This is a genomic window from Saccharospirillum alexandrii (assembly GCF_004000275.1).
GTDB classification, from domain to species: Bacteria; Pseudomonadota; Gammaproteobacteria; order Pseudomonadales; family Natronospirillaceae; genus Saccharospirillum; species Saccharospirillum alexandrii.
The window spans coordinates 1-3,911 of sequence record NZ_RCIP01000012.1 but is presented as its reverse complement, the minus strand read 5'-3'; the positions used below and the strand labels follow the sequence as shown (position 1 = coordinate 3,911).

General features: G+C 45.9%; 2 protein-coding genes and 2 pseudogenes. All 4 read left to right on the top strand.

Features of this window, described 5'->3' with window-relative positions:
• Positions 1–506: pseudogene (locus tag EP166_RS21220) on the top strand (hypothetical protein); the annotation flags it as partial.
• 219 nt (positions 507–725) lie between these two features.
• On the top strand, positions 726–1,889 hold the full coding sequence (locus tag EP166_RS21020; RefSeq protein ID WP_127560822.1) for a hypothetical protein: 1,164 nt from the start codon (positions 726–728) through the stop codon (positions 1,887–1,889).
• 217 nt (positions 1,890–2,106) lie between these two features.
• A complete protein-coding gene (locus tag EP166_RS21015) occupies positions 2,107–3,231 on the top strand; it encodes a hypothetical protein (RefSeq protein WP_127560820.1) in 1,125 nt (374 codons plus the stop codon).
• Positions 3,232–3,427: 196 nt separating this feature from the next.
• Positions 3,428–3,911, top strand: a pseudogene (locus EP166_RS21010) (hypothetical protein); the annotation flags it as partial.

The window sequence follows — 3,911 nt, the reverse complement described above, 5'->3', positions numbered from 1 at the left end:
ATTTTGGATTTGCACCTCAGTACGAGCAGGCCCAGTTCTTTTGGCGCGTACTCACAGACTTTATGGATAAAAGTCAACCGATACCCGAAGTACCGGGACTAATCCATCAGATTCGTTTTGTCGAGAAGAACGGCTATACCATAGAAGATCTGACAGAAGGTGGTATCGAAATGACCGAGGCAGACTTCAATGAAGTAGCCGAGGAAATCCGGAATGATTTAGCAGCATTAGAAGCTAGACTGGAACGGCTTTTGGAGCCAGATCAGTTCAGTGCCGATAGGCTGATTGAGTTCTATGAAAACGCACCAGTTTACGCCCGAACAGACGTCATAAGGTCAGTTATGTCTATATTGAGCACTTGGGTAAGCGTATTAAAAGGAGAGGACCAAGTTATGGACCCCGCCTTCAGAGCATATTTTACCCTTACTGAATATGAAACAGAAATTGACAAATTATCAGCCTTCTTTTTCAAGATCGACGAGGAACGTCGTGCAGCATTGAGGTGAGTACCACATTTCAAAGCAACCTTGGAAACAGACATCCGCCTTAAGGTTATAAGCCTCTTCAAAGGTGAGGCGAACCTATATTTCCGGGCTCGTCAACCCTCTACTCATTGCCAGCGCCCAAGCGCGATAGCGAGGGCCACGCCGTGATTGACGGCGTTGTCGTGAACGAGCAGAGCGCCATGGAACACAGCTGGCTAATAGCGCAAGGACCCATTACTCATGCCGGATACTAATGAAGACACTCAGGATAAGGCAGTTGACTTAGTGAAGCGTTCTCTAGAGTTACTTGATCGTTTCGCCAGTCTATTTGTTGGCCAATGGCGGCAATTGTGGCCCGACTGGCGTTGTACCCAATCGGTCACCCAGAAAACCCGACCCAGCCGGAAGCCCAAGAAACTCCGCGGCAATTTGGTCACTCCGCAAGAACGCTATCAGTTCCACACGCCGTTCCATACATACACGGACGGGAAGCAGTGGGCAGTTCAGTGTGATTCCAAGTACATAAGTCATCGAGCTATTGCTTTTATAGGCGTTTTTTTCAGCGCAATATGGATTGTTCCGGCTATATTTCTTTATCAATACGATGGACTGACCTTTTTCTTCTACTTATCTCTGGTGTCGTCTCTGGTTACTATCTATTACATCTATAAATCCAGAACCGGCGGAGAAGACACCTGGGTCGTCTTCGACCGGACCACCGGCAACGTCTGCTTCTGGAAACGGGATGCAGAGCACTCCCTCACGGTCCCACTCGAAAAGGTCAACTGCTACTGGATAGAGGTCTTCCGTCGGGGTGTCAGCCATAGTCTGTATTTCATGCCCACAGAAAACCTGCCGAACGAACGCCACCGCTGGTGGCAAGTGATGTTCGGTACGGCGACCACTTACGACCAGGCTCAATACTTCTGGCGAGTACTGACAGACTTTATGGACCCGAGCAAACCCATCCCCTCCGTGCCAGGCCTGTCGCATCAACTCTACTTCGTGGAAAAGCACGGCTATACCATCGAAGACCTGACCGAAGGGAACAAGGAGATCACCTTCGAGGAGTTTGAGGAAGCCGAAGCTGCATTCAAGCGCGAAACCATGGAACTCCGAGACCAAATCAGGCAGATGTTAGAACCGGAGCATTTCAACACCGAGAAAATTATTAACTTTTATGAAAATGCCCCACTTTATGCACAACAAAGGCTATTATTCGCCGCAACTTCCAAGTTAAGTATGTTTGTCCAAGGACTTGAAGATGACAGTCCTTTTATGTACCCGGGCTTTAAAGAGTTTTTCAGCTTTGATGAATACAAAGCAAGGGTTGCAAAGCTGACTGACTACTTCTTTGAACTTAACAAAGCCCAATGCGAGGCGCTGGGTATTGAGGAACCGTGAAAAAGTAATCCCCATCTTTGGCTAAAACGGCAGTAAATGTTTTGATAATGAGAGGTTCCTAGAACGCAAACGTGATATGCAAGACCGTAAGTGGTTGACTGAACCGTGGTAAATGAACAGATATCCATGGAGCACAGTTGGTTAATAGCGCAAGGACCCATAACTCATGGCGGTTACTAAAGCAAGAAATCTCAAACTGACTTGGGTAGTGACTTAAATGGAACCTTACATTAAAGCATTGAACTTTGTATTCTTTATTGTCATAGGACGCTTCAGGTATTTGTGGCCTAACTGGCGTTGTACCCAGACGGTCACCGAAGAAACCCGGCCCAGTCGTAAGCGTGAGAAACTCAAGCGTCGTTTAGTCACCCCTCAGGAGCGCTACCAGCACCATACACCCTTCTATACAGATACGGATGGGAAACAATGGGTCGTACAGTGTAACTCCAACTACATTCAACACCAATCCATCGCAGTGATTGCTGTATTCTTTGGGTTGATCTGGATTACTCTCTTCTTTCCGGATTTTTCGAGCATTACTTCCATTGCGGTAGCTTTTACCCCTGTCGTTCCAGCGTTCTACTTCGTTTACCTTTCCAGAACCGGCGGTGAAGACACCTGGGTTGTCTTCGACCGAACCACTGGCAACGTTTGCTTCTGGAAGCGGGATGCCGAACACTCCCTGACAGTCCCGTTCGAAAAGGTCAACTGTTACTGGATAGAGGTCTTCCGCCGGGGCATCAGCCATAGCTTGTATTTTATGCCTACTGAAAATCTGCCAAACGAGCGCCACCGCTGGTGGCAAGTGATGTTCGGTACGGCAACCACTTATGAACAGGCTCAATATTTCTGGCGAGTATTGACGGATTTTATGGATCCGAGCAAACCCATCCCCTCGGTTCCGGGTTTATCGCACCAACTCTACTTTGTGAATAAGCACGGTTATACCATCGAAGACTTAACCGAAGGGAAGAAGGAGATTACCTTCGAGGACTTCGAGGAAGCTGAAGCACAGTTAAGTCGTACTAAGGAAAATTTGGAAAACGAAATGAGGCGAATGCTAGAACCAGAGTGTTTCGATGTGCAAGCCATAATAGATTTCTATAACAAAGCGCCTTGGTATGCACAAAATGGGATTTTATCAACAGCCGTAGCGCGCTTAGACATGTATGTTACTGGACTTGAAGATGAAAAGCCCTTTATGTGCCCTCTTTTCCCTGATTTTAAGAAGCTATTTACCTTCGATGAATACAAAACTAGGGTAGAAGCACTAGCAGACTACTTTTTTAAAATTCACAAAGAGCTAAACCCATCCTATTCATATGTAGATCGACGCGACTAAGACTGAAAATTTTTAGTGGTATAATAGTACTGGACTCGACTTACCCTATCACGAACACACCATTTTTTTTAAACCTGGGCAGGGTATGAAGAGCACGGTAAGTTTCACATTAGAAATCCTGGCTAGTGGCAGAAGGGTCGGTTGTGCATAGTTTTAGAATGATCATCACTCCAACTTAATGGATCAAGAAATGTTAATGTGGTACGCAGAAATATTAATGGGTAAAACAAAATACCTTTACCCAGATTGGTACTCAACCAAGCAAACAACTCAGGAAACTCGTGCCAGCCGTAAGCCAAATAGACTGAGAGGTAAACTAGTAACTCCTCAGTCGGCATACAGCTTCCATACACCATTCGGAGTACTTACTGATGGCAAACAATGGGCAGTGCAAGCTAACTCATCACATAGCGCATGGCAAGCAACGGGAATAATTTTTTCTCTAATTTTTCTGTATTGTTTTATCGCTGCGATAATCCAGTACCAACCTGATGAACTCAGTCTTTTTGACTACTTGTCAGCAACCTTTCTAATTGTCCTCGCTTACGCAATGTATAAAACAAGAACAGGTGGAGAAGATACCTGGGTAGTGTTCGACAGAACCACAGGGAATGTCTGCTTCTGGAAAAAGAACCAGAAAAACTCCCTGACAGTTCCTTTTGAAAAAGTTAACTGCTACT